The organism is Streptomyces sp. SID14478, assembly GCF_010548525.1.
Taxonomy (GTDB): domain Bacteria; phylum Actinomycetota; class Actinomycetes; order Streptomycetales; family Streptomycetaceae; genus Streptomyces.
On record NZ_JAAGMG010000734.1, the window covers coordinates 1 to 25864 of the forward strand.

Annotated in this window: 27 protein-coding genes and 3 pseudogenes; 16 read left to right on the forward strand and 14 right to left on the reverse strand. The window is 70.3% G+C overall.

Annotated elements, in window-relative coordinates; translation table 11 throughout:
* From G3I40_RS24200 to G3I40_RS24210, 3 genes and pseudogenes are all read left to right on the forward strand, one after another.
* Positions 1-200 (forward strand): annotated as a pseudogene (locus tag G3I40_RS24200) (TetR/AcrR family transcriptional regulator); the annotation flags it as partial.
* Positions 201-259: 59 nt separating this feature from the next.
* Positions 260-1189, forward strand: coding sequence for an aldo/keto reductase (locus G3I40_RS24205; RefSeq protein ID WP_164304222.1), 930 nt, complete (start codon positions 260-262; stop codon positions 1187-1189).
* Between the two features lie 115 nt (positions 1190-1304).
* Complete coding sequence (locus G3I40_RS24210; protein WP_164304223.1) at positions 1305-2048, forward strand: class I SAM-dependent methyltransferase; 744 nt, start codon at positions 1305-1307, stop codon at positions 2046-2048.
* Between the two features lie 9 nt (positions 2049-2057).
* Here G3I40_RS24210 and G3I40_RS24215 read toward each other — a convergent pair whose 3' ends face one another.
* A complete protein-coding gene (locus G3I40_RS24215) occupies positions 2058-3368 on the reverse strand; it encodes a family 43 glycosylhydrolase (RefSeq protein WP_164304224.1) in 1311 nt (436 codons plus the stop codon).
* 39 nt (positions 3369-3407) lie between these two features.
* On the reverse strand, positions 3408-4910 hold the full coding sequence (locus tag G3I40_RS24220; protein WP_164304246.1) for a sulfatase-like hydrolase/transferase: 1503 nt from the start codon (positions 4908-4910) through the stop codon (positions 3408-3410).
* A 288-nt stretch (positions 4911-5198) separates the two neighbouring features.
* Between G3I40_RS24220 and G3I40_RS24225 the strand changes: the two genes are divergently transcribed.
* From G3I40_RS24225 to gvpJ, 11 genes and pseudogenes are all read left to right on the forward strand, one after another.
* Positions 5199-6404 (forward strand): ROK family transcriptional regulator, encoded by a 1206-nt coding sequence (locus G3I40_RS24225; protein WP_164304247.1) that lies wholly within the window; start codon positions 5199-5201, stop codon positions 6402-6404.
* Between the two features lie 19 nt (positions 6405-6423).
* On the forward strand, positions 6424-7242 hold the full coding sequence (locus G3I40_RS24230; RefSeq protein ID WP_164304225.1) for an ABC transporter permease: 819 nt from the start codon (positions 6424-6426) through the stop codon (positions 7240-7242).
* On the forward strand, positions 7239-8018 hold the full coding sequence (locus tag G3I40_RS24235) for an ABC transporter ATP-binding protein (RefSeq protein WP_164304226.1): 780 nt from the start codon (positions 7239-7241) through the stop codon (positions 8016-8018). The genes G3I40_RS24230 and G3I40_RS24235 overlap by 4 nt, the downstream gene beginning before the upstream one ends.
* A 75-nt stretch (positions 8019-8093) precedes the next feature.
* Positions 8094-9080 carry an aliphatic sulfonate ABC transporter substrate-binding protein gene (locus G3I40_RS24240; protein WP_164304227.1) on the forward strand — a complete coding sequence of 329 codons (987 nt, stop codon included), beginning with the start codon at positions 8094-8096 and terminating at the stop codon, positions 9078-9080.
* A gap of 184 nt (positions 9081-9264) precedes the next feature.
* The gene (locus G3I40_RS24245; RefSeq protein WP_164304228.1) at positions 9265-10488 is read left to right on the forward strand and encodes a sarcosine oxidase subunit beta family protein; all 1224 of its coding nucleotides are present in this window, start codon (positions 9265-9267) and stop codon (positions 10486-10488) included.
* A gap of 12 nt (positions 10489-10500) precedes the next feature.
* Positions 10501-10797: a sarcosine oxidase subunit delta gene (locus G3I40_RS24250; protein WP_164304229.1), complete on the forward strand. Its 297-nt coding sequence runs from the start codon at positions 10501-10503 to the stop codon at positions 10795-10797.
* Positions 10794-13685, forward strand: coding sequence for a sarcosine oxidase subunit alpha family protein (locus tag G3I40_RS24255; protein ID WP_164304230.1), 2892 nt, complete (start codon positions 10794-10796; stop codon positions 13683-13685). Before G3I40_RS24250 ends, G3I40_RS24255 begins: the two co-directional genes overlap by 4 nt.
* The gene (locus G3I40_RS24260) at positions 13678-14316 is read left to right on the forward strand and encodes a sarcosine oxidase subunit gamma family protein (protein WP_164304231.1); all 639 of its coding nucleotides are present in this window, start codon (positions 13678-13680) and stop codon (positions 14314-14316) included. Before G3I40_RS24255 ends, G3I40_RS24260 begins: the two co-directional genes overlap by 8 nt.
* Before the next feature lie 3 nt (positions 14317-14319).
* Positions 14320-14817 carry a GNAT family N-acetyltransferase gene (locus G3I40_RS24265; protein WP_164304232.1) on the forward strand — a complete coding sequence of 166 codons (498 nt, stop codon included), beginning with the start codon at positions 14320-14322 and terminating at the stop codon, positions 14815-14817.
* 94 nt (positions 14818-14911) lie between these two features.
* Positions 14912-15772 carry a SigB/SigF/SigG family RNA polymerase sigma factor gene (locus G3I40_RS24270; RefSeq protein ID WP_164304233.1) on the forward strand — a complete coding sequence of 287 codons (861 nt, stop codon included), beginning with the start codon at positions 14912-14914 and terminating at the stop codon, positions 15770-15772.
* Positions 15773-15842: 70 nt separating this feature from the next.
* A pseudogene (gvpJ, locus tag G3I40_RS24275) lies at positions 15843-16100 on the forward strand (gas vesicle protein GvpJ); the annotation flags it as partial.
* A 26-nt stretch (positions 16101-16126) separates the two neighbouring features.
* Here gvpJ and G3I40_RS24280 read toward each other — a convergent pair.
* The 4 genes from G3I40_RS24280 to G3I40_RS24295 form a co-directional block, all read right to left on the reverse strand.
* Positions 16127-16486, reverse strand: coding sequence for an STAS domain-containing protein (locus tag G3I40_RS24280; protein WP_164304235.1), 360 nt, complete (start codon positions 16484-16486; stop codon positions 16127-16129).
* Positions 16483-17727, reverse strand: a complete 1245-nt coding sequence (locus tag G3I40_RS24285; protein WP_164304236.1) for a SpoIIE family protein phosphatase — start codon at positions 17725-17727, stop codon at positions 16483-16485. The genes G3I40_RS24280 and G3I40_RS24285 overlap by 4 nt, the downstream gene beginning before the upstream one ends.
* Positions 17727-18536 carry an alpha/beta hydrolase gene (locus G3I40_RS24290; RefSeq protein ID WP_164304237.1) on the reverse strand — a complete coding sequence of 270 codons (810 nt, stop codon included), beginning with the start codon at positions 18534-18536 and terminating at the stop codon, positions 17727-17729. The genes G3I40_RS24285 and G3I40_RS24290 overlap by 1 nt, the downstream gene beginning before the upstream one ends.
* Positions 18537-18654: 118 nt before the next feature.
* The gene (locus tag G3I40_RS24295; RefSeq protein ID WP_164304238.1) at positions 18655-19005 is read right to left on the reverse strand and encodes a PRC-barrel domain-containing protein; all 351 of its coding nucleotides are present in this window, start codon (positions 19003-19005) and stop codon (positions 18655-18657) included.
* A gap of 202 nt (positions 19006-19207) precedes the next feature.
* Here G3I40_RS24295 and G3I40_RS46545 point away from each other — a divergent pair, with 202 nt between their 5' ends.
* On the forward strand, positions 19208-19363 hold the full coding sequence (locus G3I40_RS46545; RefSeq protein WP_203644714.1) for a DUF6131 family protein: 156 nt from the start codon (positions 19208-19210) through the stop codon (positions 19361-19363).
* A gap of 451 nt (positions 19364-19814) precedes the next feature.
* On the opposite strand, the gene G3I40_RS46550 is transcribed toward G3I40_RS46545, so the two are convergent.
* The 5 genes from G3I40_RS46550 to G3I40_RS24315 form a co-directional block, all read right to left on the reverse strand.
* Positions 19815-19985: a hypothetical protein gene (locus tag G3I40_RS46550; RefSeq protein WP_203644718.1), complete on the reverse strand. Its 171-nt coding sequence runs from the start codon at positions 19983-19985 to the stop codon at positions 19815-19817.
* A gap of 24 nt (positions 19986-20009) precedes the next feature.
* Positions 20010-20366 carry a PRC-barrel domain-containing protein gene (locus G3I40_RS24300; RefSeq protein ID WP_164304239.1) on the reverse strand — a complete coding sequence of 119 codons (357 nt, stop codon included), beginning with the start codon at positions 20364-20366 and terminating at the stop codon, positions 20010-20012.
* A gap of 278 nt (positions 20367-20644) precedes the next feature.
* Positions 20645-21310 carry a GntR family transcriptional regulator gene (locus G3I40_RS24305; RefSeq protein ID WP_164304240.1) on the reverse strand — a complete coding sequence of 222 codons (666 nt, stop codon included), beginning with the start codon at positions 21308-21310 and terminating at the stop codon, positions 20645-20647.
* A 41-nt stretch (positions 21311-21351) separates the two neighbouring features.
* Positions 21352-22134, reverse strand: a complete 783-nt coding sequence (locus G3I40_RS24310; protein ID WP_164304241.1) for an SDR family oxidoreductase — start codon at positions 22132-22134, stop codon at positions 21352-21354.
* 102 nt (positions 22135-22236) lie between these two features.
* A complete protein-coding gene (locus G3I40_RS24315; protein ID WP_164304242.1) occupies positions 22237-22815 on the reverse strand; it encodes an XRE family transcriptional regulator in 579 nt (192 codons plus the stop codon).
* 134 nt (positions 22816-22949) lie between these two features.
* Here G3I40_RS24315 and G3I40_RS24320 point away from each other — a divergent pair, with 134 nt between their 5' ends.
* The gene (locus G3I40_RS24320) at positions 22950-23459 is read left to right on the forward strand and encodes a DinB family protein (RefSeq protein ID WP_164304243.1); all 510 of its coding nucleotides are present in this window, start codon (positions 22950-22952) and stop codon (positions 23457-23459) included.
* Between the two features lie 199 nt (positions 23460-23658).
* Here G3I40_RS24320 and G3I40_RS24325 read toward each other — a convergent pair whose 3' ends face one another.
* The 3 genes and pseudogenes from G3I40_RS24325 to G3I40_RS24335 form a co-directional block, all read right to left on the reverse strand.
* The gene (locus tag G3I40_RS24325; protein WP_164304244.1) at positions 23659-24237 is read right to left on the reverse strand and encodes a dihydrofolate reductase family protein; all 579 of its coding nucleotides are present in this window, start codon (positions 24235-24237) and stop codon (positions 23659-23661) included.
* A gap of 165 nt (positions 24238-24402) precedes the next feature.
* Complete coding sequence (locus G3I40_RS24330) at positions 24403-25461, reverse strand: vWA domain-containing protein (RefSeq protein ID WP_164304245.1); 1059 nt, start codon at positions 25459-25461, stop codon at positions 24403-24405.
* Between the two features lie 112 nt (positions 25462-25573).
* Positions 25574-25864, reverse strand: a pseudogene (locus G3I40_RS24335) (sulfite oxidase); the annotation flags it as partial.

Sequence of the window (25864 nt, forward strand, 5' to 3'; positions counted from 1 at the left end):
CGGCCCGCCTCGTGGAGCCGCTGCGCGCACGCTTCGCGCGGGAGGGCCGCGACCGTCCGGGGCTGCGGGCCGACGTCCTGGTGGCGGCCGTCGCCGGAGTGCTGCTCGCCCGGCACTCCGGGGCCTTCGACGACCTGGCCGACGCGGAGGTGGACGAGGTCGTGGACGTGGTGCTGGAGATGTTCGACGGCGCCCCGTAGATCGACAACGCCCCGCAGAGCGCTGGCGCCGCATCCGTTCGCTCGGCGAGGATGGCCCCATGAAGACGATCTCCTTCCCCGAGTCCGAACTGCAGTCCTCGAACGTGGTCCTGGGCCTGATGCGCATCGCCACACTCCCCGACGACGACATCCGCACCCTGTACGCCGCCGCCCGGGACGCCGGGATCAACACCTTCGACCACGCGGACATCTACGGCCCCGAGCGGCACGCGTGCGAGAAGCGCTTCGGCGAGGCCGTCAAGCTCTCCGCCGCGGACCGCGCGTCGATCGTCATCCAGAGCAAGGTCGGCATCCGCCAGGGCTTCTTCGACTTCTCCAAGGAGCACATCCTGCGCACCGTCGACGAGTCGCTCGCCGCGCTGCGCACCGACTACCTCGACGTGCTCCTGCTGCACCGTCCCGACACCCTCGTGGAGCCGGAGGAGGTCGCCGCGGCCTTCGACGAGCTGCACACCGCCGGGAAGGTCGTGAACTTCGGCGTCTCGAACCACACGCCCGGACAGATCGAACTCCTGAAGACCGCCGTGAACCGGCCGCTCGTGGCCAACCAGGTCCAACTGAGCATCACCCACTGCCCGATGATCGCCTCCGGCATCGCCGCGAACATGGGCGGCCTCGACCAGTCGGTCGACCGCGACAACGGCCTCCTCGACTACTCGCGGCTGCACGGCATGACCCTGCAGGCCTGGTCGCCGTTCCAGAAGGGGTTCTTCGACGGCGTCTTCATCGGCGACCTGGACAACTACGCCGAACTGAACAGTGTCCTCGACGAGTTGGCGGCGAAGTACGAGGTGACCCCGACCGGCATCGCCGTCGCCTGGATCACCCGGCACCCCGCGCACATGCAGGTGGTGCTCGGCACCACGAACCCGGGGCGGGTCGCCGAGTCCGCGGCCGGCTCGGACATCCCGCTCACCCGCGAGGAGTGGTACCGCCTCTTCCGCGCGGCCGGACACGTCGTGCCGTAACGGCTGTTGGGTGATACGAGGGCGAGCGCGCCGCCTTCTTGTGTCATCCGCCAGTACGGCCCTCGGACGGGTCGGGGCGAGACTCTCTGCCACGACCGGAGGGAAGGGGCGGAACATGAGCGTGCAGCAGTACGACGGCATCGGCGAGGCCTTCGAGGGGTTCAAGTCCCTGCCGTTGATTCGCTACGGAGAGGTGCCGAGCTTCCTCGGCATGGTCGGGGACGTGCGCGGCAGGTCGGTCCTCGACGTCGCGTGCGGCACCGGCTTCTACAGTAGGGAGTTCAAGCGGCGCGGCGCCGCGGACGTCCTCGGCGTCGACATCTCCGGCGAGATGATCGCCGCCGCACGGGCGAGCGAGCAGCACGAACCGCTGGGCGTGCGCTACGAGGTCGGTGACGTGGCCGAACTTCCGCTCGCGCAGCGGAGGTTCGACCTCGCCGTCGGAGTGCAGTGCCTCAACTACGCACCGGACATCGCGGCGCTGGAGCGGATGTGCCGCGCCGTGCACCAGAACCTGCTGCCGGGCGGGGAGTTCTTCGTCTTCGCGCAGAGGCCCGACTACCGCTTCGACTGCCCGGATCTGGACAAGTACGGGTTCCGCTGCGAGCCCACGGGCGAGGAGGCCGAGGCGGGCCCGCGGGTGCGGGTCACGGCGCTTCTCGACCCCCGGCCGATCAGCATCGTCTCCACGGTCCCGCGCCGCGAGATCTACGAGAAGTCCCTGACGACGGCCGGGTTCCGGGACGTGGAGTGGGTACCGCTGCAGGTGTCCGAGGCCGGGATCCGCGCCTTCGGCGAGGACTTCTGGGCGGACGTCCTGGCACACCCGCCGCTGGAGATGCTGCGCTGCCGCGCGTAGTGGTGCCGCTCAGGGGCGCCGCCTCTTGACGTACAGGCGGTTGCCCTTCGGGCCGGTCCACTCCAGGCGCACGACGCCGGCCACCGCGGCATCGCCCGTGCGGGCCGGGTCGGCCCAGTAGCCGAAGGCCGGATTGCGGAAGAACGTCGCCCACAGGCCGCCGTGGTGGTCCTCGAAGAAGTTGTTGTGCCCGGCGCCCACGCCCGCCGTCCAGCGCTCGGAGTACGGGCCTTCGAGGCGGTCGGCGACGGCGACGACCGCGTCGTACTGGTACTGGGTGCGGCCGGTGCCCGGCGGGTCGTAGGCGTACCGCGTGCCACCGTCGGGGGCGGCCGTCGTCCGGTCCCAGGCGGCGTGCACGAGGAAGTACTTGCCGCCGTGCCGGAAGACGTAGGCGCCTTCGAGGTAGGGCTCGGGCGCGTACGGGGTCTGCCGGAACGCGGGGAGGTCCGTCGTCGGGACGATGTCCTCCATGTCGGGGCGGAACTTGGCGTACACGTGGTTGTGCAGCACCAGCCACGCGTCGGCGCCCTCCGAGTAGAGGCTGCCGTCGATGTGGTGGTACGCGCCGGGCTCGATGAAGTCCGGGCCGCCGATGAACGGGTCGCCGAACGGCTTGTCGTGGTTGCCCTCGACGAGCCGGTAGGGCCCCGCGACCCCGCCCTCGCTGACGAGCAGGAACGAGCCGACCTTCTTCGCGTGGTCGCCCATGCACGCGACGAGGTACCACTTGCCGCGGAAGCGGTGCAGCTCGGGCGCCCAGGCCTCGCCCCGCTTGCCGAACCGGTCGTCGTGCCAGTACTCCTGCCACGGCGCGACGACCGTGCGCCCGGGCCCGTTCTCCCCGGCGAACTCGGGCGACCACACCTTGCCGCGCTCGGCGCCGGGGCGGATGCGCGTGGTGTCGGCGAGGCGCCACGGGCCGTGCAGGGAGGGGGCGGTCCACACGAAGATGCCGTCGTTCCAGGGAGCGGCGGCGGCGAGGCCGGGCACGCGGGTGGTGCCGGTGGCGACGTACACCGGACGGCCGTTGACGACGAAGCAGTTGACGTACGTGTCGCGCATCCAGACCCTGCCGAGTTCCCGGTCGCGGGGGCGCAGCTCCAGGGGCAGGACGAACGAGTTGTCCTCGCGCGGCCACAGGTCCTCGCGGGTGTCCGCGAGGCCGTACGGTTGCGGCGTCGGCCAGTTGGCCGGGTAGGGCCGCCGCGCCGCGGCCCCGGCAGCGCCCGCGGGCAGTGCGGCCGCACCCACGGAGCCCGCGATGCCGGCCAGTACGGTCCGTCGTGCGAAGGGCGTTGGGTCCTCGGATCTGGTCATCTGCCGTATCTCTCCTGGTCGTCCGGGCTGCTGGTGCCGTCACTGGGGGTCAGGGGCGTGCGACGCCGTCGCCGGCTCGCCGCTCTCGAAGGCGGAGAGGGTGGTGTCGTAGTCCGTCTCCACGTCGTACATCGGCGTCATCCAGTGGTAGAAGTTGTCGCCCCGCATGCGCAGCAGGTCGTACAGCCGGCGCGTCAACTCCGTGCGGACAGTGCGCAGTTCTGGATGGTCGTAGCGGTTGTGCAACTCGTCGGGGTCGGTGTCGAGGTCGTACAGCTCGTTGCGGGACTCCGGGTTGATCACGAGTTTGTGGCGCGCGGTGCGCAACATCCGCTGCGGGTAGGGGAAGTGGTGGCCGTGGAACTCGGCGAGGTGGTGTGCGTCCCACGCAGGATGTTCGCCGCGCACCAGTGGCAGCAGGCTGCGGCTGTCCACGGCCGGCTCGGTCTTGCTGCCCGCCAGGTCGAGGATCGTCGCGGTGCAGTCGGTGAGGGAGACGAACTCCTCGCGCACCTGGCCCTGTGGCGCGCCGGGGACCTTCAGCAGACCGGGGATGCGGTAGATGTCCTCGTACATCGCCGGACCCTTGTCGTGGAGCCGGTGGGCGCCGGTGAACTCGCCGTGGTCGGCGGTGAAGAAGACGGCGGTGCGGTCGTCCAGGCCCAACTCCCGCATGGCGTGCAGGATGCGTCCGATCTGTTCGTCGATGAGCGTGACGTAGCCCCAGTAGACGGCGATCAGTTTCCGCGACTCCTCCAGCGGCATGGTGTCGAAGGCCCACAGCTTGCTGTAGTTGTGCTGGACGGCAGGTTTCGCGGCGAACGTCTCGCCGATCGAGGCGGGCAGTTCGACCAGTTCCGGGTCGTACATGTCGTAGTACGCGTCCGGCAGGATGTACGGCAGGTGCGGACCGAAGAAGTGGGTGGCCAGGAAGAACGGGTCCCCGTTGCCGTCGTTCTCCTGCGTGGCGAAGCGCCGCAGCATCTCGATGGTGCGCGTGGCCAGGTAGTACTCGAAGGTGGCCTCGACCGGCTGGTGGAGGCGCGCGGCGAGGAGGTTGCCGGGGCTCCCGTTCGGCGTCGTGCCCCGCACCGGATCCGACATGCGGTACGGGGGAAGACCGTTGTCCGCCAGGTAGGCGAGGTAGTCGGGGTGGTCGACGGGGTTGTGCCAGCCCGCCAGGTCCGGCCCCTCGAAGCCGTAGTCCGCGGCGGTGCGACGCACGCCGCCGTGCCACTTGCCGACCAGGCCCAACTGGTATCCCTCGGAGCGCAGTTGCTCGGAGAACGTGAACTGGCCGTCGGAGAGGTCCTCCAGGTACCCGACGTTGCGCTCGTAGTTGGCGAGCAGTCGGTGCCGGAAGGGGGCCGCGCCGGTCAGCAGGCTGGCACGGGCCGGGGTGCAGATCGCGGTGGGGGTGTAGAAGCGGTCGAACCGGGTGCCCTCGCCTGCGAGCCGGTCCAGGTGCGGGGTGTGCGTGTGCGGATTGCCGTACGCAGCAAGGGTGTCCACCCGGTGCTGATCGGTCATCAGGAAGAGCATGTTGTGGCGCACGGAGGGCCTTTCGGGTCGGTCCGGCTGGTGCCGTGCGAGGCATGCTCCGGCCCGGCCGCGATTTAAGTCAAGAGCACATACATAAATGGCTCCGGGGACCTCCAGGGCGGAGTGTTACAGGCGTATGGCGATTTCGAAACGTGTCGGGAGCCCGTCACGGACGTGTCCGACCCCGCATCTCACCAGGTCAACTCGGTGGTGCGGGCGGGAGTTCCGGGGCGTGGTGCGGCCTGAGTATTTGTGTCCGACTCATTGACGAAAATGCGTGGCGCTCACATGCTGTCCGGCATGCACGAACACGACGGCCCGCTGACGCGGCTGAGGCGCAGCCACGAGCAGTCCGTTCTGGAGCTGCTCCGCAAGCAGGGACCGCTGAGCCGCGCCGAGTTGGGCGCACGCAGCGGACTGTCCCGCACCACGCTCCACGACATCGTCGCCTGGCTCGTGGGCAGCGGCGCCGTGGTCACCGGCACCCCGCACGTCGAGGTGCGCAAGCGCGGCCGGCCGGTCGAGAAGCTCAGCCTCAACCCGGCCGCCGGCGAGGCGGTCGGCATCGACTTCGCGCGGCGCGCTGTGCACGTCGCGGCGGTCAACTTCGCCCATGAGGTGGTCGGTTCGGCGAGCGAGGACCACGCCCCCGACCTGTCCTGGCCCGAACGGGTCGACCTCGCGGCACGTCTGCTGACCACCCTGGGCACCGGCTCGTCCGGCGTCCGGCTCGACGCGCTCACCGCGATCGGGGCCGGCGTGGTGGGACCGATCGCCGACCCGGGCAGCGAGAACGCGCACGCCCAGGGCATCGACGGCCTGCCGGACCTGCTGCGCAAACGGTTCCCGGTGCCGGTCCTGCTGGACAACAACACCCGGCTCGCGGCCCTCGCCGAGGCGGTCTGGGGCGCGGCCGCGGACAGCAGCGACGTGCTCTATCTGCGGCTGTCGCACGGCGTCGGCGGCGGCCTCGTCGTGGGGGGCGCGCTGCACCGCGGACAGTACGGCCTGTCCGGCGAGTTCGGGCACATCACCGTGGACCCGGCCGGGCGGGCCTGCGAGTGCGGCGGCACCGGCTGTCTGGAGACCCGCGCCTCCCTGGACGCGGTCCTGTACCGCTATCGCGAGGCCGGCGGCCGGGCCGAGGACCTCGCCGGGTTCCTGCGCGACGTCGCCGACGGCGCGCCGCCGGCCCTGGAAGTGCTGGAGCGCGTCGGCAGCGACGTCGGGGGTGTGCTGGCCGCGGTCTGCCACACCGTCGGCGCGGGCGTCATCGTCGTCGGCGGCGAGCTGGCCGAGGCCGGCCCCGCCCTGCTCGAACCTGTGGAGCGGGCTCTGCGCCGCAACCTGATGCCGATGGCCCGCCACCACGTGGACATCCGGCGCGCGACGCTCGGCGAGGCCGGCAGCGCACTGGGCGCCATCGCCCTCGTCCTCCACGAGTCCCCTTTGCTCACCCACTACCCGCGGCCCGTCCCCGAGGAGAACGCGTGAAGCCATCAGCGAGGAACCCATGGCTGTGATCACACCCGCCGAGAAGACCGCCGACGAGGCGCGGCGCCGGCAACAGCCACCGCACCGCCCGCGGCGTCGCCCGTTGCTCCTCAACGCCGTGGCCGTAGTGGCGGGCATCGCGCTGTGGGCCGTCGTCGCCGCTCTGGGCCTGGTCGAGAACCTGCCCGCGCCGGCCGCCGTGGCGCAGAAGGCCGGCAGCATGATCGCGGACGGCACGCTGGCATCCGACGCGCTCGCCAGCCTGCGCCGGGTCCTGCTCGGCTACGCCCTGGGTGTGGTGGTGGCCGTGCCGGTCGGCTTCCTCATGGGCTGGTACCCCACGGCGCGCGCCCTGATCGAGCCGTACATCCAGTTCTTCCGCACCATCCCGCCCCTCGCGCTGATCCCGCTCGCCGTCGTCCTGCTGGGGATCGGTGAGGTGCCGAAGGTCGCCGTGATCTTCCTGGCCTCGTTCATGGCCTGCGTCGTCTCCTCCTTCCAGGGCGTCGTCGACGTGGACAAGACACTGATCAACGCGGCTCGGGTGCTCGGCGCGTCGGACCGGACCATCTTCGCCAAGGTGGTCGTGCCGGCCTCCACCCCGTTCATCCTCGTCGGCATGCGGATCGGCCTCGGCGCGTCCTGGGCGACCGTGGTCGCCGCCGAACTCATCGGCGCGCAGGAGGGGTTGGGCTACCGGATGCAGAAGGCGTCCACCTGGTTCGAAATGGACACGATCTTCGTGTCCCTGATCACCATCGGTGTGCTCGGGCTCGTCATGGACCGGCTGCTGCTGCTGGCCGAGCGACGCCTCACCGGCTGGCAGGAGCGACGATGAACAGCAAGATCAGTTTCCGGGACGTGGTGAAGACCTTTCCGCTCAAGGGGGCCGCCTTCACCGCGCTGGGCGGCGTGAGCCTGGACATCGCGGACCAGGAGTTCGTGACCGTCGTGGGTCCGTCGGGCTGCGGCAAGTCCACCCTGATGAGCATGGCCGCGGGCCTGCAGGAACCCGACTCCGGCAGCGTCCTGGTCGACGGCGACCCGGTGTCCGGCCCCGGCCCCGACCGCGGGGTGATCTTCCAGCAGTACGCCCTGTTCCCCTGGCTGACGGTGCGGCAGAACGTGGAGTTCGGGCTCAAGCTCGCGTCCGTGCCCGCGGCCGAGCGCCGCCGCCGCGCCGGGCAGGCCATCGACCTCGTCGGTCTCGGTGACTTCGCCGACGCCCTGCCCAAGACGCTGTCCGGCGGGATGAAGCAGCGCTGCGCCATCGCCCGCGCGTACGCCGTCGACCCTCAAGTACTGCTGATGGACGAGCCGTTCGGTGCGCTCGACGCCCTGACGCGGGTGCAGCTGCAGGACCAGCTCCTGGAGACCTGGAGCCAGGACCGGCGCACGGTCCTGTTCATCACCCACGACGTGGACGAGGCGGTGTACCTCGCCGGCCGCGTCGTCGTCATGGCCGCCCGGCCCGGCCGCATCCACCGCGTCATCGACGTGGACCTGCCCTATCCGCGTACGGAACAGATCCGGCTCTCGCCCGAGTTCCGGCGCATCCGCAACGAGGTGTGGACCTCCGTCCACCACCAGGACGCACCGTCCCAGGCCGCCTGACCAGCCGTCATCCCCGCCCGCCCCCAGGGCACTGTTCAGCGTCGCCCCGCGCACCACCCCGAGAGGACCTCCCGCATGCCCAGAAGCAGGATCCGGCACGCCGCCGTCACGGTGCTGCCCGCCGCCCTGATGCTCTCGCTCTCCCTCGCCGGGTGCTCCGGCAGTGGCTCGGGAGACGACGGCACCGTCCGGTTCGGCTATATCGGCGACTACAACGGTGCCAGCCTGCTGGCGATCGCCGAGAAGCAGGGACTGTGGAAGAAGGCGGGCCTGTCGGCAAAGCTGAGCCCGTTCAACAACGGCCCCGTCCAGATCCAGGCGCTCATGGCCGGTGACCTCGACTACGGCTACATCGGCCCCGGCGCGATGTGGCTGCCCGCCTCCGGCAAGTCCAAGGTCATCGCCGTCGACACCCTCACCTACGCGGACCGCGTCATCGGCCGGCCCGGCTTGAAGTCCATGAAGGACCTCAAGGGCAAGCGGGTCGGCGTCCCCGAGGGCACCTCCGGCGACATGATCCTCAACATCGCCCTGGAGAAGGCGGGGATGACGACGAAGGACATCGACAAGGTCAACATGGACCCGTCGACCATCGTCTCCGCCTTCTCCTCCGGGAAGATCGACGGCGCCGGCTTCTTCTACCCCGCCATCGACACCATCAAGAAGAAGGTTCCGGGTCTTCAGGAGATAGCCAGTACCAAGGACACCAAGGACGCCTTCCCCACCGCGTTCGTCGCCGGGAACAAGGTGTCCGAGGACAAGAACACCAAGGTGATCAAGGTGCTGCAGCAGGCCAACGACTGGCGCCAGGAGCACCCCGACGAGACCATCGCGCTCACCGCCGAGATGCTCGACGTCACCGAGGCCCAGGCCAGGGCCGACGCCTCGCACGTGGTGACGCTCTCCACCGAGGACCTGATAGCGAAGACCAAGAGCGGTGAGGTGGACACCTGGCTGAAGAAGCTCGGCGACTTCTTCGTCCGCAACAAGCAGCTGGACGACAATCCCGCCCCGGGCGACTACTACGCGGGCGACCTCTACACGGAGGCATCCGGCAAGTAGACCTGGGAGTTCGCCCTGCGCCATGGACCCCGAACACCCATGCCTGGAGCGGGGGTTGACGCGCGCCTCCGGTGGCGCCTAGCTTGACCGACAACTGAAATATCAGTGTGCAGCTCTGCGGGGGTCGTGGTGAGCGGCCCCCTGTGCGCCAGCGCTGCCGCCCCCGTGGGAACGGAGTTGCCGGATGAGCACGGCACACCTGCCCGAGCACCCCGACTGGCTCTGGCGCACCCCCGATCCGCAGCGCGCGTACGACGTGGTCATCGTCGGGGCGGGCGGCCACGGCCTGGCCACCGCCTACTACCTCGCCAAGAACCACGGCATCACGAAGGTGGCCGTACTGGAGAAGGGCTGGCTGGCGGGCGGCAACATGGCCCGCAACACCACCATCATCCGCTCCAACTACCTCTGGGACGAAAGCGCGGCGATGTACGAGCACGCGCTGAAACTCTGGGAGGGACTCCCGGCCGAGCTGGACTACGACTTCCTGTTCAGCCAGCGCGGGGTGCTCAACCTCGCGCACTCGCCGCAGGACGTCCGCGAGAGCGTCCGCCGCGTGGCGGCCAACAAGCTCAACGGCATCGACGCCGAGTGGATCGGCCCGGACGACATCGCGCGGATCTGCCCGATCGTCAACGTCGACGCACGAACCCGCTACCCGGTGCTCGGCGCCACCTACCAGCCGCGCGCCGGCATCGCCAAGCACGACCACGTCGCCTGGGCCCTCGCACGGCGGGCCGACGAGAGGGGCGTCGACCTGATCCAGGGCTGCGAGGTGACCGGCTTCGTCCAGGACGCGGGCGGCCGGGTCACCGGCGTCGAGACCAACCGCGGCCGCATCCTCGCCGGCCGGGTCGGGCTCGCGGCCGCCGGACACAGCAGCGTCCTCGCCGAACGCGCAGGAGTCCGCCTCCCCGTCCAGTCGCACCCGCTCCAGGCCCTGGTCTCCGAGCTGTACGAGCCGGTGCACCCCACCGTCGTGATGTCCAACGCCGTGCACGTGTACGTCTCCCAGGCGCACAAGGGCGAGTTGGTGCTGGGCGCGGGCGTCGACGCGTACACCGGATACGGGCAACGCGGCGCCTTCCACGTCATCGAGCGGCAGATGGCGGCGGCGGTCGAGCTCTTCCCCGTCTTCGCCCGCGCCCACGTGCTGCGGACCTGGGGCGGCATCGTCGACGTCACCCCGGACGCCTCGCCGATCATCGGCCCCACGCCCGTCGAGAACCTCTACGTCAACTGCGGCTGGGGCACCGGCGGCTTCAAGGCCACGCCGGCCGCGGGCTGGACCTTCGCCCACACCCTGGCCACCGGCGAGGCACACCCCCTCAGCGCACCCTTCGCCCTCGAACGGTTCACCACCGGGGCCCTGATCGACGAACACGGCGCCGCGGCCGTGGCCCACTGAGAGGAGCGGTTCATGCTGCTGGTCGACTGCCCGTGGTGCGGGTCGCGAGACGAGACCGAGTTCCACTACGGAGGACAGGCCCACGTCCCCTACCCGCACAGCCCCGCCGACCTCACCGACGAGGAGTGGGCGCAGTACGTGTTCTACCGCGACAACCCCAAGGGCCCGTTCGCCGAGCGGTGGATGCACCGCACGGGCTGCCGCCGCTGGTTCAACGCGGTCCGGGACACCGCGAGTTACCAGGTCCTTGCCACCTACCGCCCGGACGAACCGCGCCCCGACGTCACCGCGGGGGGAGAGCCCGGATGACACCGACGTCCCAGAGCCACCGGCTGCCGCACGGCGGCCGCATCGACCGCGACACCGAGCTGCGCTTCACCGTCGACGGCCGGCAGCTGACCGGCCACCCCGGCGACACCGTCGCCTCCGCCATGCTCGCCGGCGGCCTGCTCGGCGTCGCCCCGTCCACCTACCGCGGCCGCCCGCGCGGCATCGTCGCGGCCGGCGTCGAGGAGTCCAACGCCCTTCTGCAGATCACCGGCCCGTGCACGGAGGGCATGCTCCCCGCGACCACCGTCGAGCTGTACGACGGCCTGTCCGCGACCACCCTGCCCGGCCTCGGCCGCCTCGACCCCACGCCCGACCCGGCCGTGTACGACAAGAAGTACGTGCACACCGACGTCCTGGTCGTCGGCGCGGGACCGGCCGGACTCGCGGCAGCCGCCACCGCCGCCCGCTCCGGCGCCCGCGTCCTCCTCCTCGACGACCAGCCGGAACCGGGCGGCTGCCTCCTGTCCGACCGCACCGGGACGATCGGTGGCCTGCCGTCCGCCGACTGGCTGGCCGGCACCGTCGCCGCAGTGGCGGCTGCGCCCGAGACGACCGTGCTGCGGCGCACCACGGCCTTCGGCTCGTACGACGGCAACTACGTCCTGGCCCTGCAGAAACGCACCGACCACCTGGGCCCCGCCGCGCCCGCGGGCGTCTCGCGCCAGCGGCTGTGGCACATCCGCGCCCGGCGGGTCGTCCTGGCCACCGGCGCGCACGAGCGCCCGCTGGTCTTCGCGGGCAACGACCGGCCCGGCGTCATGCTCGCCTCGGCCCTGCGCACGTACGTCAACCGGTATGCGGTGGCGCCCGGTTCACGGGTCGTCGTGAGCACCACCAACGACAGCGCGTACGACACGGTCGCCGATCTGCACGCGGCGGGCATCGAGATTCCCGTCGTCGTGGACGCGCGCCCCGAACTGTCCCGCAGGGCGGCGGAAGTGGCACGGTCCACGGGGCTGCGCGTGCGCACCGGCAGCACGGTCGTCGACACCGAGGGCGCGCGGCGCATCGAGGGTGTCACCGTCAGCTCTCTGGACGACGTGGATCAACTCGTGGGCGACACCGAGTCGTTCACCTGTGACCTCCTCGCCGTGTCGGGCGGCTGGAGCCCGGTGGTGCACCTGCACAGCCAGCGCCAGGGCGCTCTGCGCTGGGACGAGGCCCTCGTGGCGTTCGTTCCCGACGGCGCCGTGCCCGGCCAGCGGATCGTGGGCGCCGCGCGCGGCACGTACGACGTGGACGCCTGTCGGGCCGAGGGGGCCACGGCCGGTGCGCAGGCCGCGGGGGAGGCCGGATTCCCGGTGCCGGCAGGCATCGAGGCGGAGGGTGCGGACGGGCCGACGGCCGGCCCGGTGCGCGCCCTGTGGCTCGTGCCCGGCACGTCCGGCGAACCGGCCGACTGGGACCGGCACTTCGTCGACCACCAGCGGGACGTCACCGTCGCCGACGTGTGGCGCGCGACCGGCGCCGGCATGCGCAGCGTCGAGCACGTCAAGCGGTACACGTCGCTCGGCACCGCCCACGACCAGGGCAGGACCTCCGGGGTCAACGCCATAGGCGTGATCGCGGCCGCCCTCGGCGACGGCGCGACACCCGGCGAGGTCGGCACCACGGTCTATCGCGCGCCGTACACCCCGGTCGCCTTCGCCGCCCTGGCGGGCAGGGAACGCGGCGCACTGTTCGACCCCGAGCGCACCACCTCCGTCCACTCCTGGCACGTCGCGCACGGCGCGGAGTTCGAGGACGTCGGCCAGTGGAAGCGCCCCTGGTACTACCCGAGGCCCGGCGAGGACAGGGACGCGGCAGTCGCCCGCGAGTGCCGAGCGGCCCGCGAGGGCGTCGCCTTCATGGACGCCTCCACCCTCGGCAAGATCGAGATCCGGGGCGCGGACGCGGGGGAGTTCCTCAACCGGATCTACACCAACGCCTTCAAGAAGCTCACGCCCGGCACGGCCCGCTACGGCGTCATGTGCAAGCCCGACGGCATGATCTTCGACGACGGAGTGACGCTGCGCCTCGACGAGGACCGCTACTTCATGACCACCACGACCGGCGGCGCCGCGGGCGTCCTGGAGTGGCTGGAGGAGTGGCTGCAGACCGAGTGGCCCGAACTGGACGTGCACTGCACCTCGGTGACCGAACAGTGGACGACCGTCGCCGTCGTGGGACCGAGGTCGCGCGACGTCCTCGCCCGCATCGCACCCGACATCGACGCATCGAACGACGCGTTCCCCTTCATGGCCTTCCGCGAGACGACGCTGGCCTGCGGGGTGCCCGCCCGGATCTGCCGGATCTCGTTCTCCGGCGAACTCGCCTTCGAGATCAACGTCTGCGCCTGGTACGGCCTCGCCGTCTGGGAGCAGGTGTACGCGGCCGGGCAGCCGCACGGCATCACCCCGTACGGCACGGAGACGATGCACGTCCTGCGCGCGGAGAAGGGGTTCGTCATCGTCGGCCAGGACACCGACGGCACCGTCACTCCGCAGGACGCGGGCATGGGCTGGGTGGTCTCGCAGCGCAAGGACTTCGTCGGCAAGCGCTCCTTCTCGCGGCAGGACACGGCGCGCCCCGACCGCAAGCACCTGGTGGCACTCCTGCCCACGGACAAGACGACCCGGCTCCCCGAGGGCACCCAACTCGTCGCCGAAGGCGCCGCACTGGACACGCCCCCGGTGCCGATGCTCGGCCACGTCACGTCCAGCTACCACAGCCAGGCGCTCGGCCGGCCGTTCGCGCTGGCACTCGTCAAGGGCGGCCGCGACCGCGTCGGCGAGACCCTGCTCGCGCCGGTCGGCGACGCGCTCGTCCCGGTGCAGGTCGCCGAGCCCGTGCTGTACGACCCCGAAGGGACCAAGCGAGATGGCTGAGCCGACCGTGAGCGTCAGCGGCCCCGCCCACCTGAGGCGCAGCCCGCTGCACCACCTCCACGACCGGATGAGGTCGGCCTCGACCCCCGCCGCGCACCTCGCCGAACTGCCCTTCCTCACCATGGTCTCCCTGCGCGTCGCCCCGGCCACCGCGGCGGCCGACCGGATCGGCAAGGTCCTGGGCGCCGGCCTCCCGACCCGGTGCGGCGACACGGCGTCCACGGGTGCGCGAACGGCGCTGTGGCTCGGCCCCGACGAATGGCTCGTGACGTCGGGGGCCGACGACCCGGCAGCCCTCACCGCGGAACTGCACCGGGCGCTCGCCGACGAACCCGGCGCCGTGGTCGACGTCTCCGCCCACCGCACCACCCTCGAACTGTCCGGCCGGTTCGCCCGGGACGTCCTGGAGAAGGGCTGCGCCCAGGACCTGCACCCCCGCTCCTTCACCGCGGGAACCGCCGTCACCACGCAACTCGGACCCGTTCCGCTCGTGTTGTGGCGGACCGAGCACGCGGACCCGGCTGCCCCGGTCTACCGACTGCTCCCGCGCTCCTCCTTCGCCGACCACCTCGCCCGCTGGCTCCTCGACGCCATGGGAGAGTACGAGGACCTCGCGCGCACGGGAGAGTGACAATTGACCGACCGAGCCCTCCTCCATGGAGCACTGACCCGACTCGTCCCGACGACCGAGGACGATGTGGACCTGCTGGCCCAGTGGTTCGCCTCCCCGGACTTCGTCGAGCACTGGGGCGGCGTACCGCTGTCACGCGACGAGGTGGCGCAGAAGTACGCGGGTCGCCGGCCGCGAGTGGGGTCCTTCCTCGTATGGGAACAGCGCACGAACACCCCTGTGGGCTATGCGCAGTACTGGCACGGTGGCGTGGCCGAAGGCGGCATCGACATGGTGCTGGGACCGCAGGCGCGCGGGCGGGGCCTGGGCCCGGACGCCGCTCGCGCGCTCCTTGCGCACCTGTGCGGCACGCTCGGATGGCGGCGCGTGACGGTCGATCCCGCGAGAGGGAACGTACGGGCGGTGCGCGCCTGGCAGAAGGCGGGCTTTCGGCAGGTGACGGGCGAAACCGGGGACTGTTTGTGGGAGTTCAGGGTCGGCGCGGGCCGACCGGTGGACTGACCGCCCGGCTCCGGCAGGTGTGCGCGTCGGGTTCGGGGGCAGTTGCCCGTGTACGGGGAACCCAGACCCGGCTCACTCACAGGAAGCGGGACTCATGATCACCGTGACGGACAGCCAGCAGACGCAGACACCGGTGGAGGACGACCTCGCCCAGCGCGCGTACACGGATCCGTCGTCGGTCACCCCGCAGGACGCGCGGGCGATCTCCAAGCTGTTCTTCGACCGTCTCGGTGAACTCGAGGAAGGCACGCGGGAGTACAGCCATGTGCGCACCTGCCTGATCGAGATGAACCTCTCCCTCGTGCAGTACGCCGCGTCCCGGTTCAAGCACCGCGGGCCGCAGGAGATGGAGGACATCGTCCAGGTCGGCACGATCGGCCTGATCAAGGCGATCGACCGGTTCGAGTTGACGCGCGAGGTCGAGTTCACCTCCTTCGCCGTGCCCTACATCACCGGTGAGATCAAGCGGTTCTTCCGCGACACCACCTGGGCCGTGCACGTGCCGCGCCGTCTGCAGGAGGCCCGGATCGAACTGTCCAAGGCGAGCGAGGAGCTGCGCACCCGCCTCGGGCGTTCCCCGTCCACGGCCGAACTGGCGGAGCTGATGCAGCTGGAGCCGTCCGAGGTGGTCCAGGCGCAGATGGCCTCCAACGGCTACAACTCCGCTTCCCTGGACGCCACCATCACCGGCACCGGTGACGACTCGGAGGCCGCCCTCGCGGACTTCATCGGGTTCGAGGAGCAGTCCTTCGACCTGATCGACAACTTCCACAGCCTGGCGCCCCTCATCGCCGACCTGGAGGAGCGCGACCGTCAGATCATCCACATGCGCTTCGTCGAGGAGCGCACCCAGCAGGAGATCGGCGAGAGCCTGGGCTGCTCCCAGATGCACGTCTCGCGTCTGATCACCCGTGTGGTGAAGAAGCTGCGCGAGGGGCTGCTGGCCACCGACTGACCCGGACCGGAGGGAGTGAACGGCCGGTGTGCTCGCCGCATTCCGGAATCCGACAAGGAAGGAGCAGCTCATGTCTGTTCCTGCGCAGCGAGGCGGCGGATCCGGCGGCACGAGCGGTCTGTACGACGTCCTGGAACTGATCCTCGACCGGGGCCTGGTGATCGACGCGTACATCCGCGTCTCCGTGGTCGGCATCGAGCTGCTCAAGATCGACATCCGGGTGGTGATCGCGAGCGTCGACACCTATCTCCGCTTCGCCGAGGCGTGCAACCGCCTGGACCTGGAGACGGGAGCCAAGCGCAGCGTCGGCCTCCCCGAACTGATGGGCCGCTGACCGGCTGCGACGTCGGCCGGTCAGTCGGCGGCGGGCTGCCAGGCGGCCTCGGCGTCCGGGGCGGTTGGGTGGATGGCGAAGACCTGGTCGAGGCCGACCAGGTGGAGGATCCGGCTGACGCGGTCGGGCACCGCGACCAGGGCGATGCCCGCCCCGGCGGTGAGGGCGTGGTTGCGGGCGGCGATGAGCACCGTGATGCCCGTGGAGTCGCAGAACGTGACGGCACCGAGGTCGAGGACCAGCTGCCGGCCGGGGCGCAGCCCGAGGACGGGCAGCGTGTTCCGCACCTCGGGCGCGGTGCGATGGTCGAGCGTTCCGTCGAGTTCGACGACCGGCCCCGCGGCACAGGCGCGCGTGCGGAGGGTCAGCTGCTGGGTCACTGTCGCTCCTCACCGGCGGACCGGGGTACGTGGATGGCGAGGACGGCGGTGTCGTCGTCGACGCCGGAGCCGAAGGCGTCGAGCAGGTCCCGGACCGCGTCGACGGCGTGCGCGGCAGTGGTGGGGGCCAGGGCCCGGCCGAAGGCGAGGAGGGCGTCGTCGCCGTAGCGTTCCCCGTCGCCCGAGCGGGCGTGGGTGTGGGCCTCGGTGAGCCCGTCGGTGTGCAGCAGCAGGCTGTCGCCGGGGGCGAGGAGAACGCTGGTGGTGGCGATGTGGGCGTCGGGCAGGGCGCCGATGAGCTGTCCGCCTGGGGTGGGCAGGAAGTCGGCGGTGCCGTCGGCGCGCATCAGCAGGGTCGGCGGGTGTCCGCCGCTGGCCAGGGTGATACGGAAACCGTCCCCTGCGGGGTCGGGGGTGAGCAGGCCGAAGACGACCGTGCAGAAGCGGGGGTCGGTGCCGCTGTACTCGTGGTTGAGGACCGTGTTGAGGTTGCCGAGGACGGCAGCCGGGTCGGGGTCGTAGACGGCGGCGGCGCGCAGGGTGTAGCGGGCAAGCGAGGTGACGGCCGCGGCGGCGGCGCCTTTGCCGCACACGTCCCCCAGGAACAGTCCCCAGGTGCCGGCCGCCAGCGGGAAGAGGTCGTAGAAGTCGCCGCCGACGTCGTCGACGGACGCCACGTGGTAGTGCGCGGCGACGTCCAGCCCGGGCACGTCGGTCAGAGCGGGCGGGAGCAGCGTCGCCTGCAGTGTGGCGTTGAGGACCTTCAGGCGTTCGCGTTCGCGCTCCGACTCCTCACGGGCGCGCAGCAGCTCGGTCTCGTAGGCGCGCCGGTCGCGGGCGTCGAAGAGGGTCGTACGGATCAACAGGGGCTGACCGTCGCCGTTCTTCTTGACGGTGGAAGTGACCAGGACCGGCAGGCGGGTCCCGTCGGCGGCCCTCAGCTCCAGCGCGATGCCGCTGATCTCGCCCTGCATGCGCAGCAGCGGTGCGAAGTGGGTCTCGTGGTAGAGCCGACCGCCGACCGTGAGCAGGTCGGAGAAGTGCCTGCGGCCGACCAGGTCGTCTCGCTCGTATCCCAGCCAGTTCAGCAGCGTCGTGTTGACCTTCGCGATCCGGCCGTCCAGCTGGGTCGACAGATAGCCGCAGGGCGCGTGCTCGTACAGGTCCTCGGCGCTGTCCTCCAGCAGTGCCGAGAACTGCGCCTGCTCGTCCACCGGATCCTCGTCGTCGGTTCTGCTCATCACCGGGCGGCGCCCACGAACGTCGCGATCGCCTCGACGGTCTCCTGCGGGGCGGCGAGCTGCGGGCAGTGCCCGGTGGCGTTCAGCGTGATCAGGCGGCTCCCGGGAATCCGGGCGTGCACGAACGCGCCCACCTCGGGCGGGGCGATCGCATCGCTGGAGCACTGGGCGACCAAGGTGGGGACGGTCACCTTGGCGAGGTCGGCGCGGTTGTCGGACAGGAACGTCACCCGGGCGAAGGCCCGGGCGATCTCTGGATCGGTCCGGCAGAAGCTGCTCGTCAGCTCCTCACCCAGCTCCGGCCGCTCCGGGTTGCCCATGATGACCGGAGCCATCGCGCCCGACCAACCCAGATAGTTCGCGTCCAGGGACTCCAGCAGCTCGTCGATGTCCGCGGCGCTGAATCCACCCCGGTAACCGGTGGCGGGGTCGTCGACGAAGCAGGGGGACGGGGCCAGCAGGACCAGCCCGGTGAACGCCTCGGGCTGCCGCGCCGCGGCCAGCACCCCCATCATGGCGCTCACGGAATGCCCGACGAACGTCACCGGGCCCAGCGCCAGCTCCCGGCACAGCTCCAGCACGTCGTCGACGTAACCGTCCAGCGACGCGTACCGCTCCCGGCTCCACGCCGACAGGTCCGAGTTCCCCGCGCCCACGTGATCGAAGACGACCACGGTGAAATCGCGCTCCAACGCCGGCACGACCATCCGCCACATGTTCTGATCGCACCCGAAACCGTGCGCCAGCACCACCACCGGCCCGCCGGGCCGGCCCGTCACCCGCACATGGTTCCTGCTGCGCACGTCCATGCGGCACATACTGACAGAGCCGCCGTCCGGCGTGCGGTGCGCCCGGCCCCGCCCCGGCAGGGAGCCGGAGCCGGCCGAACGGTCCGGCCGGCTCCGGCGTGGGTCACAGTGCGCACACTCAGATACGGCCCTTGCCGTAGTAGGTGCCGATCTGGTCGTGATACCCGGCGTCTCCGACGTGCTTCTCCTTGTCGAATTCGGGGGCGTCCTTGATCTGGGCCTTCGTGCGGTCGACGTGAATCGACTTGGCCTGCGTGTCGATCCGGGTCACCGTGCCCGCGGGAAGCAGGACGTGCTTGCCGAAGATCCACACACCGGTGTCGACGACGAGATAGGCGGAGCCGACCTCGTCCGAGTGCTTGTCGACCTTGCCGATGCTGCCGTCGGTGGCCTCCACCTTGAAGCCGATCAGATCGACTCCCGAGGTGTGACCGCTCGTCGGCTGATAGCCCCACATGTCTTCGTTCACGTTGGCTCCTTCATCGACGATGTACGGCCTGGAGCGCCCTGTGCGGTACTGCCGGCGCCCCTCGGCTCGGCGAGTGCCCCCAACCCGGACGCAATCACAAAAGACCAAGGAGCTTCTGCGGGATGGCCGTATCGGGTGTGAGGTCGCTCCGGCGGGGAACTTCGGCACGTACGTGAAAGAACCCCGAGGGTCGGAGGGCCTAATGATCGCGCTTGGCATCATCCTGCTGGTGGTCGGCCTTGTGGCCGGTATCTCCATCCTGTGGACCATCGGCGTCGTACTGCTCGTCATCGGTGCGGCACTGTGGATCCTCGGTTCCGTCGGCCACGCCGTCGGTGGCCGGAAGCACTATTGGTAGAAGGACCCGTCGGCCGGGCCGGGTCGTCGTTCCGGGGTGGCGCGCAGGACCGCACGCGATTGCTGCGCGCCTCGACCCGGACACAATGGCCGGCGTCGACGTATCTGTCCGCCGAGAGTTCGCTCGTGGTCCCGGCGGTGATGCATTCGGTGTGCCAGTGCTCCCCGTAGGCCGCCGGGGGCACCTGGAAGTCGATTCCCTCGTGGTGGCTGTGCACGAGGATCAGGGGGGAGCCGTCCACGACGTGTTCTCCATAGGGTCCGGCGGGAGCGCGTCGCCGTGGAGGTAGGCGGTGAGGCGCCCATGCCCTCGGCCTCGTGGTGTTTGCCGTCGTACGGGACCAGGTCGCGCAGGGTGAATCCAATCCGTGGCGGGCGGTCACAGACGGACGGGCCGTCGGCGCGCGCACGCGAACAGGCCCTTCGGGAGGGCCAGTTGAACCCTGGGTCCGTTACCTGATGGGGCGGCGGGCGGCCCGGCGGGACCACCGCAGCACGCCGAGGGCCACGGCCAGCACGAACAGCACGATGCCCGAGATCAACAGGAACCCCAGGCCCTTCACGACGGCGCCGATGATGCCCAGCGCGACGGCGATCAGCACCACGAGCAAGAAGAGCGCCACAGTAAGACTCCCTGGTGCAGGCGTTCAGCGGCGGGCGAGCTGCCGTTCCCCGGCGGCCCCGGGCTTGTACGTCATTCCGTAGTGCTGGTAGATGCCCTCTTCCTGTTCCGCCGGGAGGATGTCATCGGTGCCGATCGACGGGGCCTGTTTCACCAGGGACTTGGCATAGGCCACCTTGAGATAGCCGGGGCCCACGATCGCCTCGTCCAACGGGACGAAGAGCAGCCGGTGGCGCGTGGGGAGACCGGCCCGCACGGTGGCCATGGCCGGTTCGTCGGTGGCGGTGTCCACGTACACCGATTCCAGGACGCCGATCTTGTGCCCCTTCTCGTCGACGACGTCCTGATTGCGCCATTCCCGTACGTCCGCCGCCTGGATCATGGCCCTTCCCCTCTCCGGCCGGGGGCCGGAACGATCGATCGGTCACCTGACGGGTCTCGCTGCGGAAGGCCCACGGCGTGCGGGACCTCCGGCGCCGGCAGTTCCCTCACGCCCCACGACGGCGGGGGCGACGGTCGGCACGGACAGTAGGGCGAACATCATCGACCCCCTCGACGCGGAGCGCGCGAACCGCTGCCGGGGGGCAAGGGCCGCCCTACCAATGTAAGACCCCACGAGCTGTGCGGATATGGCACGAGTGGACTGTGTGGTGCGCCGGTTCACAGTACGGAGCGGATCTCCGCCTCGAAGCCGGACACGTGCTCCAGGGCGATCTGCTGCGCCCGGTCCGCGGCGCCTTCGATGATGGCCTCGATGAGTGTCCGGTGCCCCGCGATGTGCTCGGCCACGTGCGGCAGACGGTCCAGGAACAGGTACCAGATGCGCAGTTGGAGGTTGTAGTACTGCTCCAAGGTGGCTTCGAGGTACTTGTTGTGCGCGCACCGGTAGATCGTCCGGTGTACCTCGGTGTCCAGGGCCATCAGGCCGTGGTCCGTGACGTCGGCACTGTCGAACGTCCGCAGCAGTTCCCGCAGTTCCTCCAGCTCGGCGCCGGTCCGCCGCTGGGCTGCGCTGTGGGCGGCGCGGCCCTCCAGTTGGAGTCGGACCTCGGTGACGAGTGCGAGGTCGGTGATGTTCACGTCGGTCGCGAACGTGCCGCGGCGGGGGAACACCGCCACGAGGCTCTCCGACTCGAGCCGCTTGAGCGCCTGGTGGACCGGGGTGCGGCCGAGACCGAGCCTGCTCATGAGGTCGTCCGCGCTGATGGGTGCGCCGGGCCTGATCTCCAGCGTGATGATGAGGTCCCGGACCGCTTCGTAGGCCTGCTCGGCCAGCGACTTGGCGGGCGCGGGTGCCGCGGGGGAGGTGGTGACGCGGGTAGCCATGGCCGTCAGCTTAGCCACCGGACTGAAGTATCAGTCCCCGGTCAGACGGTGTACCCCCCGTCGACCGCGAGATGCTGCCCCGTGATGAACCCGGCGCGGTCCGAGGCGAGGAAGGCGACCGCCTCCGCGATGTCGCGCGCGCTGCCGAACCGGCGCAGCGGAATGTTGCGCCGCGTCACCTGCAACGCGGCGTCGTCGAGTTCCCCGTCCTCGATCAGGCGGGCGGCGATCCCGTCGGTCAGCATGCCGGGTCCCACGCAGTTGAACCGGACCCCGTAGCGGCCTTCCTCGGCCGCGAGGGCCCGCACCACGGCCTCCACCGCGGCTTTCGTGCCGGACGAGAGGCCGTCGCGGACCGGGTAGCGGTGGGTGGCCGACGTGGTGACCGCGACGACGCTGCCGCCGCTTGCCCGCAGCGCCGCGAGCGCCGGGTGCACCAGTTGGTAGAAGGCGAGGGTGTCGGCGTCCAGTTGCTCGCGGTACCGGGCGGGCGGCACCTGGCTCAGGTGCGTCATCGGCACGTGCGGGCCGGCCGCGTAGACGAGCGTGTGCAGCGCGTCGAACCGGTCGGCGGCGTTCTGCACGGCGGCCGCGGCCTCGGCCTCGTCCGTCAAGTCGGCTCGTACGGAGTGCACTTGGGCGCCTTCAGCGGCGAGTTCGGCGGTCAGGGCGTCGGCCGCGGCCGCGTTGGAGCGGTACGTGAACAGCACCGTGCTGCCCCGCCGGGCGAGCAGCCGCACAACTGCCGCACCGATGCCGCCGGTGCCGCCCGCGACGAGCGCGCCTCCCTTGCGTCCGCTGAAGTCCTGGTCCTGCTCGGGCATCTGTCCCCTCCACCGATCGGGTACTCGCGTATATAGCCGTAGCCGCCGAAGAGTTGAAGGACATGACGCCACCGGAAACGAACCGTGCGGGCGCAGGCCGGCTCAGGAACCGGCCGGTGCCAGGTGGGCGCGTTCCCCCTGCGCGCCGAACAGCGCGAGCAGTTCCGCGGGCCGGCTGTCGGCGCTGCCCATCCAATGCGGAACACGGGTGTCGAACTCCGCGGCCTCGCCGGGCCCGAGGTGGAACTCCCGCTCGCCGAGCACGAACCTGACGCGTCCGTCGAGGACGTAGAACCACTCGTATCCCTCGTGGGTCCGCAGGCTCGTCGTAGGAGCCCGGCCGGCGGGCGGGTGGATCACCTTGTACGCCTGGACGCCGCCGGAGCGTCTCGTCAGGGGCACGAGCACCAGGCCGTCCCTCCGCACCGGCCGCAGGTGGATGCGCGGGTCGCCGGTGGGCGGCGCCGCCACGAGGTCGTCCAGGGGCACGCCGTGAGCCCTGGCCAGCGGCAGGAGCTGCTCCAGTGTGGGCCGGAGCCTGCCGTTCTCCAGACGGGACAGGGTGCTCGCGGTCAGACCGGTCTCCTGCGCGAGCGCCGCGAGGGTGGCTCCGCGCACCCGACGCAGCGCCCTCAGGCGGGGCCCGACACCGGCCAGTACGTCTTCGGCGGCGTTGTCCATGCTCCGATGATGCGGATCCGCAATTTTTCTTGCAAGGGACAGGAGGCGCTGCCGATCCTGTCCCTACGTCACCGGGCGCCGCGGGGCGTATCGGATCACGTCACCGCGCCCTCCCGCGGGAATGGAGCAACGCCATGCCGGACACCCCTGCGCAACTTTCTCGGTCCCGGGCCAAGGACACCCGTCCCCCTGCGACCGGCGCCGACGAGAAGGCCGTCTTGAGGGGCTTCCTCGACTATCTGCGGGACGCTGTCGCGGCCAAGATCGCGGACGTGCCGGAGCCGCAGGTCCGAACGGCGCGCGTGCCCTCGGGGACGAACCTGCTGGGCCTGGTCACCCACCTGACAGCGGTCGAGCGTTTCTCCTTCCTCGGTGAGGACGTCGCCGACTGGGGCTCGACCATGCGGCCGTCCGCCCGGGCCACGGTCGACGAGGTGCTCGCGGACTACCGCAAGGCCGTCGCCGACGCGAACCGGGTCATCGAGGCCTGCCCCGATCTGACACTGCCCGCTCCGCGACCTGCGCGCCGGGGGCCGGCCCCGTCGATGCGCTGGATCCTTGTCCACATGATCGAAGAGACCGGTCGGCACGCCGGCCACGTCGACATCCTGCGCGAGCAGATCGACGGAGCCACCGGCCGCTGACGAGACTGCCGAGAACCACCGCTGGTGCCGACGCAGGCAGAGCATGACGACCGTACGGAAGACAGTGACCCCGGCCTGCGGAGTCTCCCCGGTCATGTGGGCCTGGCCGCATCGGGCGCCGTGCCCGCCGCATCGTGATCGACGCAGCGTGTCGGTCGCTGCCCGCACGGGCACAACGGGGAGTCTCGCGTCCATCGGTTCAGGTGTGCAGCGTGGGCCGGTAGGTGAGCTCCTGGACCTGGCCGTCGAGCGTCCGGTGGTCGATCAGTTCGAGGTCGAAGTCCTCAGCGCCCCGGAAGATCGGTGCCAGACCGTTCCGGCCGGTGATCACTGGGAAGAGGGTCACCTGGACGCGGTCGACCAGACCGGCCGCCATCAGCGATCGGTTCATGGCCAGGCTGCCGTGCGAACGGAGCGGCACGTCGGACTCCTCCTTGAGCCGGGCGACGACATCGACGGCATCTCCGCTCACGACGGTCCCGTCCGGCCAGTCGAGGGGGCCCTGCAGCGTGGTCGACACCACCGTCGCCGGCTGGTTCACCATCCGCGTCACCCAGGGGTCGTGCACCTCGGACTCCTTGGCACTGGCGGCCAGCATCCCCACGAAGTCCCGATAGGTGTGGGCGCCGAAGACCATGCGCTGCTGCTCGCTGTACAGGGCGAGACGGTGGTCGAGGAGTTCGGGACCCTGTTTGCCCCAGTAGCCGGTCCAGTTGCCGCTCGCGGCGCCGAAGCCGTCGAGGCTGGAGAAGACGTCGAAGGTGTAGGTGGCGGTCATGATGCTCTCCCGGAGTGCGGTTGATCGTGTGTCGCAGTTCAGACCGTCACGCGCGGCGGGACTCATCGCTCGGCGGCAGCCGGATCACTCGCAGTGACCGGCTGCCGCCCGCTCCCTCAGACCCCTCAGGAAGCTCCCTCAGATCCCTCAGGTCATTGAGGTCATTCAGAGGATGATGAGCAGACGCGTCTTCGGCTTGAGTTTCCTGTTCACCGAACGGCTTTGTACATATACCTCAAGCTTGGGATTGTTTCCCGCCTTGACCGAGACGGTCCCCTGAATACCGGTACCGAAGAGGAGAGCGCGCGCCGCGTCGCCCGTGTAGGCGCGGTCGGTGTCCTTCTCGACGACTATTACTTCCTTGTTCGCCTGGACCTGGGCCCGGGCGCCGAGTTGGTAGTAGCAGGAACCCCGCTCGTACGTCACTCCCGGATGGGAGTTGACGAAGGGGCGTATCTCGATTTCTTTGTCCACCTTCAAGAGGCGGTACTTGTCCGCCGGAATGGGTTCGAGAGTGGCCCGCACGTCGTCGACGGATATGTCCTGCCCGACGGCGAACAGATTCTTCGTGCCCCGCACTCCCTGCTCGCGCCCCCGCAGGAAACTGGTGGCGGCGGCGCGGACCGTGCCGATCGCTTCCTCCACGCCCTTTTGGGAATCCGCGTCCCAGATGGCGATGTTCCCGGCGGGGAAGCCGTAGTTCTGGGCGGTCCGCTTGGCCAGGGAGTTCGGCACGAGGATGGCGGAGGTCCAGTGGCCCGGGAGTCCCCCCATCTTCGCGGTGATCCTGTCGAGCCAGGGCCCGAGTATGGACATGTCGCCGTCGTGTCGCCGGTCGCCCCCGGAGGCGTTCTCCTCGCCGTCCGTCACCACGATCTGGAGGAAGCTGTGCTCGCCGTATTCCTCCCAGATGTGTCCGAGGTCGTCGAGGGATTTGAGAGAGGCCTCAATGAGGGCCGTCGCGCCGTTGTTGACCCGGTACAGACCGCGCATGGAAGGAAGGTGCTTCACGTCCATGTCCCACACCAGGTTCTCGACCCTGTGGTCGAAGGAGTAGAGGCTGATCCGGGTTTCGTGGCCGAGGCTGTCCGATTCTGCCTTCAGGCCCGCCACGAACTCGTCTACCACGCGAATGAGTTGGCTCTGGTGCGGGTGCATGGACCCCGAACAATCCACGACCAGCGCGACGTGATTCACCTTGTGCTGAATCCTGTTGGAAGACATGCTTCGGCTCCCCCTTCGGTGTTCCCCGAGTGATGTATTCACTCTATGGGGAGGCACTGACAACGGGGTCCGACGCTTTGTCGCGAGCGGTGTGCCCCGGTGCGGGAAGCCGTCAGACGACGGTGACCGGGTGCCGTACCACCGCGTCGAACAGGTAGCCCTGCGTGTTGGGCGGCGTGACCGCCGGCTGTGTGCGTCCGGTCGTGTCCGTGGCCCGGGCGAGGACGGCGGTGGGGCCCGTGGCCGTGGGGCGCCAACTCGTGGACCAGCGCACCCAGTCCGCGCGGCGCGGGGTGTCGTGGAGGCGGGCGCGCCGCCAGGTGCGGCCGGCGTCCGTGCTGACGTCGATGCGGGCGATGGTGCCGCTGCCGGACCAGGAGCGGCCGGTGAGGCGGTGGCTCGT